This window comes from Endozoicomonas sp. SESOKO3 (assembly GCF_024606255.1).
Map to the genome: position 1 here is coordinate 1 of NZ_JAHHPR010000712.1, position 6,129 is coordinate 6,129.

Consider the following 6,129-nt stretch of genomic DNA (forward strand, 5'->3'; position numbering starts at 1 on the left):
TCAATTTCTTGCAATCCTCGCTACGGACGCTTAAGTCCGACAGGCTGCTAGAGAGATACTATGAGTAACGTCAACATACAACGTGCAGTCGATCATATTCCGGCAGGCTCTGGTGTCAACGTCTACACCCCCATTATTGAATTGATGGTCAATGCGATTCAGTCCATTGAATGCACTGGCAATGATAGTGGCCTTGTACAGATTGTTGTTCATCGTGAACAACAAGACGATCTGTTAGAAAATTCCATGCTTGCTGTTTGTGGCTTTACTGTTATTGACAATGGTGTAGGGTTCGATACTGAAAATCGAAACTCTTTCGATACACTCTACTCAGACCACAAAATCACTCAGGGCGGCAAGGGGTTCGGTCGGTTTACCTGCTTAAAATATTTTCTAACGTTTAATGTCAAGAGCGTTTACAAAGAAGGTAAGGAATTTTTTTGCCGACGGTTTGAAATGGGTCGTCATAAAGACATCGTTACCTGGCTCATTATATTTCCATGCGTCGCAGTGTTATTGACATTTTTGAAAAAAGCCTGCAAACCGGTGATGATGGTAAGTACTCTTCTGAGGGTGTAGTGCATGACATTATTTTCCCCAGAAAAGGCGACAGTGACCAAACACCTTTTGAGGATCATAACCTTTGGTTAATTGATGAACGCCTCAATTTTACCGAGTACCTCTCCTCTGATATCCCTTTGGAAGGAAAGTCAGGCAGGCCAGATATTCTGGCATTTGATCACCGAATGGTTTTTCGAGGTGAGAATGAAGCCAGCAATCCTGTAACTATATTCGAGTTCAAGAGGCCACAGCGAGATGATTTTGCCAACCCATCTTCTAAGGAAGATCCTGTGCAGCAAATTATTCGCTATGTTCGCAAGCTACGTGATGGCGAGTTCACCACACCCCAGGGCAGGGAGATACAGATTAACACCAACACCCCGTTCTATGGCTATGTTATCTGTGACTTAAACAAAAAGGTGAAGACTTGGTTGGAAGAAGAAAAAGATTTCAAGCCCCTTCCAGATCGACAGGGGTACTTCCGTTGGCATGATAGTCTTAATCTCTACACTGAAGTAGTCAGTTGGGATAAGGTGTTAAAAGATGCAATGATGCGGAACCGGGTGTTCTTTCATCATCTTAGGATTTGACTTATGGAATAACCTATTGATTCGGACATTTGTCAATGATTGGCGGGAACTGCTGTATACAAAGACGGTGGTAAATTCTTTTGCCGACGTTTTGAAACGGGTCGCCATAAAGACATCGTTACTGACGACAGATATTAGGTAAATATCAGTCGGTGCGGTGAAAGGCAGATATAACCTTCAGATAGGATGAAATTTCAATTTGGAGATATGTTTCTGGTCGGTTGGTTGGATACTTATAGGCTTGAATGAGTAAGTCAGTCTCCAGAGCCTTGGTGAGAAATCGGACAACGACACATAAACTTCGTTATTGGCGAAAGAATATTTCCCCGGCACACTTGATTAATAACTAGTCTGTTACTACCTTTTTGCGAAGTTAATTGAATATTAGAATAATTAGAGAGCACTGTGGTGATCCTTGTGAATAGAATTCTTAGTACTTTTTCATGTACAGAAGTACTTGCTCAGAGTATTTAATGGTAGGTATTGAGCGTGTCCTTTCACAGGTATAGCACCAGGGGTTACTCAACAGAGATTATTCGAATTATCATAATCAAGAAATATGGTTAAAAACTGAACTTTGTTACTATGAAATTATTTATATTTTTTTTCTGTTCATTCCTGAATGTTTCCCACGTGCTAGCTTTTGGTTCGCTTTCTTTTGACTATCAGAATGTTTTAACTCCGGCACTGAATGGGAAGCTTTTTTTCAGTAAACCTCCCATTGAAAAAAACAGTACTGACAAAATGTTAGTTGATGCTTTTAAGGAAGAAAAAATAGAAGATCTGAAAGGCTGGAAAGACCCCTATCTTACAAGCATAACATACAAAGTGACAAAAGAGTTTCAGGAACTCGATTACAAAAAGAATACAGGTTTTTCTAAAAAAGAAAAGGATGATTTCTACCAGCTAGCCCATGGAAAAAATGAGGGTAGCAATGGCGCAAATGTCTTGAATGTTTTTTTACCTTTATTACTTGGTACTGCTGACAATTTTTTTTTGAAAGTTAATATAAGTGACATAAACGGAATAATCAGCCTCGGTAACTCAAATAAAGAGGGAACAGCGAGTGACAAAGGTGATCGGGTACCTGAAAAAAATAGAGAGCAGACCAGGGCGGAAAGCCAACAAGCATCATCGGAAATGAAACCGGGAAAGCGCAAGAGAGGAAAAGAGCTTAACGTTGATGTACTGTTGTCACCCCGGGAGGCAGCCGGGCATTTGTTAAATACTGTTAATAAACTGGCTGAGGAGCATGGTTTATCCATCGAAAGAGTCATCGGGCATAAAAAATGGAAGACAAATGGTTATTTGCGTTTTGATAGTACTGATTATGTTACTACCAAAGAGAATGTTAAAGAAATATTTGTGGATTTTATATTGTTCACGGAAGGATTGTTAAGAGATCAGAAGTTTATTTATAGTAACGATGCTGATAAGTATCGTTCCAATCAAACAATTAGTCATAAACGAATCGAAATAATAGATTCAATATTGTCAGAAATGTTTGCTCAGCGACAAATTGAGATGTCAGATAGATATCGTCAATATTATTATCTTGGTCAGTTATTACCTGATTACCTTTATGAAAATTTCAAGGGCTCTGATGATAGTAGGGGCTATCAATTTGTTGGGCATGAGACATTTCAATTCTTTGAAAGGATGCTTTTTGGGGATGGCTATTTTTCAGAATATGACCATTTTATGAGATTTAGTGTTCGCTACAAGCGAGAACTTATTGATGAGATAAGGAAGGAAACCGTTGGATGTATAAAGTGCAAGAATTCCATTATTGCTGCCCTGAGAAGTAATCATAAGCTTAGAATGACTTTTAATGAAGAAGTCATGGGTTCGAAATTTAGAAGACGCTGGTTAGATGCTCTTAATGATATGTCTGAAAAAAAGCCAGATACAGCTGGACAGGGTATTCCACTCGACAAGCGTATTGATCTCAAATTTGGTGAAGAGTTGGAATATGATTTGATTTCTGAAGATGAACAAGGGGGCGGGTCAAGTTACTATTATCTTAATAAAGTCAATAAACATATGAAAAGATTAGGAGCAAATAAGACAGGTTATGATCCTGAAAGTTTCACTTTTGACGGTCAATTCTATGTAACTCCTTTTGTAGACTTTAGGAGATGGCTTGAGTTTAATTGTACGCCTTACCACGATGGTGACGCCGGTGCGAATAATTGTTTAGAAAAAGTATTTGAACTGGTTGACTTAATGATTAAAGATGGGCTCATAGGTTATGCCTCCGGTCACAAGCATGTCGATGCGCTCTCCGCTACGCATGGTAATCCCGGAGCTCTACTGGAATTACAGAGGGAAATTGAGAGCAATCCTTATCTAATCAGGGCATTCGGTAATAATGACCGAATTGTTAAAAATAATGAGAGTCAATGGTATAAATTGTTTTCTGATTATTCTGACATGAGAGGGTTAGCCATTGAACGGATCAATTGGATGATTGCTACGTATAATGAAAAGTTAGCTGGTTCCAATTATGAAGAAGCGAATGGTGACTGGTTAACGGATTCAGAAAAATTGGATAAGCTTAAACAGTTTTCAAAAATATATAGTCATTTTGTGCAGATGGCCCCCTTGCAACAAATGTTTGGTGAAATTGCTGATGTGATGATAGACAAATATATGGCCATATCTTTGTTGCATATTCCAGGAACTGAGGTGATCGATCCATATTCCACAATGGAGTTTCGGTTTTTCCGTTGTCCTGAAAATATGCAGGAATTAAAACTGATCAATCAGTTTTTACAAGCCTGGTTCGAATATATCCATGACCGTCGAATGAGAAATGAGCCGATTGAGGCTGTGCCTGATGATGTTAAAGCCAGCCAAGATTATACTACTGAAGAAGTTGTTCATCATACTATTCAATACTTGCGGAAACTGGGACTGAATCCTGACGACTATCATAGCTTCCTGGATAAAGTATCAAAAGGATTGAGCAGACTTTGAACACTGCAGGGGCTGCTAGAGACAGGATCATCTTTTCTTATATCAGGTGCAGCTTCCCCTTAACTTTGGCCAGCTCAAAATCAACAACATGATGGTCGCTAAGTAGGAGGTCGTCATTCCCCGTCAGCTGTCCGGGTGACTTTATCGGGCATGATCTGCCAGAGCGAAAAAAACTCTCGCCCTCTGGCATAGCCGCTGGCAGGGCTCAAACTGTGGACTTGAAGGTTGCGGCTGCAAGGGCTGAAGCGAAATTTGTAAATCCTGCCTTCTGTTTGCAAACGGGCCCTTTCCAGCCAGCTACCGTCTGCCGTCAACCCGAACAGAATCAGGCTGTGCGTAGCCGTCTTGGGAACCACAGCCAAAAGGCAACCTTCCCCATTGAAATCTGCACCTATGATGGAAAACTCAATGCGTTGATTAACCCACTCAACGGCGGCAGTTTCACCGAATGGCTGACCGAAAGGTTCAGCAAAAGGCTTACGTTGATAGAGATCAGTGTGTCCGGCAGGATCGTTACAAACAATGGTTTCACCGCTGGGACTTTTGACTACCAGGGACTCAGCCGGAAATGTTTGTGTCTCGCCCCACATTCCCGACGCTGCCTTACGCCAGATCGTTACGCTTTGATTGCAACTTCTGATGAATTCACAAGGGTCCAAAGAAAATTGAATATCACCGCCGCCGCTCCAGGGCTCCTTCTGTGCAGCTTTGTGCCATTGGTCGTCGGTTAATTCCCAGATATCAATACTTTCCGGAGTGGTGATAATCAGAAGCCGACCATCCAGGTTGAATTGAGGTTTAAGAGCGAAATATCGGGTTGGCCGGTTACAGCATTCAATGATTCTCTTTTTTTCACGCCACTGCCCTTGCGGGTCACGGGCAAAAATGACGACAAATAAATAACGCTGTTGAATATCATTGTGATGTGAATCATTGCCGACCTCCTCAAACCATGTAGCAAAATGGCGGTTATCCGGACTGAATACCACGTCAAGATCAAACTCAAAGTTGCTCACTTTTTCGCCGCTGGGCGTTTCTTTCAGATCATCAGGAGGGTCGGTAACAACAATGTCACCCGTTTGTGACCAGGAACCATCGTCTGCCCGGCTCATCACCTTGATGCGTGGTCCACTATAAAGCACAAAATGATTGCTGTCGGCACTGAACAGCCTATGACGAAGTATTGTATTAATGTTGCCTTTATTGATCCACTGCCCATCAGCCCCCCGACCGAGAATAGCAACAGCGTAGTTCATGTTAATACAGACCAGTGATCTGGCATCAGGTGACAGGTACATGCCAATGATATGCCTATCCTTACATTCAGGAAAAATCTCACCCGATGTCAGTTGTTGCTCAACCCACGAATTATTTTTGCGTTCATAGACAGACAGAAAATGCTCTTTGCCAGTGTAATTGTAACGAAACGGTACTCCCCCAATGCTCAACGCAGAGGGTTGCTCGACAAATAAAATATGGTCGGCCTGCTGATGACCATATTTGACCGGGGAATCGTGTTTGATCTCAGCTTCCCTGACCCATTGACCATCAGGACCCGGAGTCAGGATATCGCTGTAGTTATCCGCCTTCCCCTCAATGACAATGGGAATATGATCACGCAGATGATGGTTGTGGCGAACATTTAAAATGCCACTGGGTATAAGTGTCAGTGCGGCCCCATCAAGAATCTGCTGGCGCAAATGGCTGGCATAGCAGGAGTAAAAGGCCGGGCCCTGTTGTGCAGGGAAATGACGAACAGAAAATATAGACAATGTCCTGAGGTACTCAAGGAGTAGATGACTGGACTGAATGATTGCCCGACACGAAGTCTGCCTTTGGCTGGTCAGGGAGAGGAAGTGATGGACCTCTTCCAGACCGCATGACCTCAGGCGTTCGCTCATTGTCGGCGATGTTTGCCCAAAATTATTGAGATCTTCGATGGATAAATAGCTGGCGATTATCTCAAGCGCTTCCTGGGGCAGGTCAGCCCACCGCAGGT

The 6,129-nt window shown here is 42.3% G+C and carries 4 protein-coding genes; 3 read left to right on the forward strand and 1 reads right to left on the reverse strand.

Annotated elements, in window-relative coordinates; all coding sequences use genetic code 11:
• Positions 1 to 60 precede the first annotated feature (60 nt).
• From KDK18_RS12525 to KDK18_RS12535, 3 genes are all read left to right on the forward strand, one after another.
• On the forward strand, positions 61 to 579 hold the full coding sequence (locus KDK18_RS12525) for an ATP-binding protein (protein WP_257255263.1): 519 nt from the start codon (positions 61 to 63) through the stop codon (positions 577 to 579).
• Complete coding sequence (locus KDK18_RS12530) at positions 501 to 1,151, forward strand: hypothetical protein (protein ID WP_257255264.1); 651 nt, start codon at positions 501 to 503, stop codon at positions 1,149 to 1,151. Before KDK18_RS12525 ends, KDK18_RS12530 begins: the two co-directional genes overlap by 79 nt.
• A 585-nt stretch (positions 1,152 to 1,736) precedes the next feature.
• On the forward strand, positions 1,737 to 4,130 hold the full coding sequence (locus tag KDK18_RS12535) for a hypothetical protein (RefSeq protein ID WP_257255265.1): 2,394 nt from the start codon (positions 1,737 to 1,739) through the stop codon (positions 4,128 to 4,130).
• Positions 4,131 to 4,243: 113 nt separating this feature from the next.
• Here KDK18_RS12535 and KDK18_RS12540 read toward each other — a convergent pair.
• Positions 4,244 to 6,129, reverse strand: a 1,886-nt coding sequence (locus tag KDK18_RS12540; RefSeq protein ID WP_257255266.1) for an F-box protein, incomplete at its 5' end; no start/stop codon positions are given.